The following is a 593-nucleotide window of genomic DNA, read 5'->3' on the forward strand; positions in this document are numbered from 1 at the left end:
CACTCCCCAAGAGCCAACAAAGCCTGGGTTCGTATAGTTTTTCTCTTCAACAATTTGGTCGAAGCCATTGCCGAAGAAGAAGGTCTTCATGTTATCGAAGTTTGCTTCACCGCCGTAAATGAACTGTGTGTGGTAGCCTTGTTCTTTCAGCAAATCAGCAATAGTAAAGAAACCCGTTTGGCTCTTACTCAGTTTTACAACCGCGCGAGAAGGCGATGGCGGGAAGCCTGTTGTTACCGCTTCGATACCACGAACTGAACGAGTGCCCGTTGCGTACATTTGCGTGAACTGCCAGCCTTCTTGCATCAGTTCATCAAGGTTTGGTGTAAGAGGCAGACCACCCAAAGAGCCTACAAACTGTGCGCCCAAGCTCTCTTGTAACAAGATAACCAAGTTTTTACGCTTGCCTTGGTACGTCGCTGGGTTGCTGTTCATGGTTGGTAGCAATGTAGGATCAAAGTCGATCTTCGTTGATGAAGCGCGAACGAGATCCAACATCTTTTGATTGTCCATCTTGCCGTAGAACTGCTCTGCGCTCTTTTCTGACTTCATATTGTTGACTGCAAATAGCAATGAGTAAGACGAATTCAGTG

1 protein-coding gene is annotated in these 593 nt (G+C 46.7%); it reads right to left on the reverse strand.

The genetic code is table 11. The features are described 5' to 3' along the window. On the reverse strand, positions 1-593 hold a 593-nt coding region (locus tag R7044_RS26705; protein ID WP_225456172.1), incomplete at both ends, for an LTA synthase family protein.

The sequence above is a fragment of the Vibrio sp. 1402 genome, from assembly GCF_033340275.1.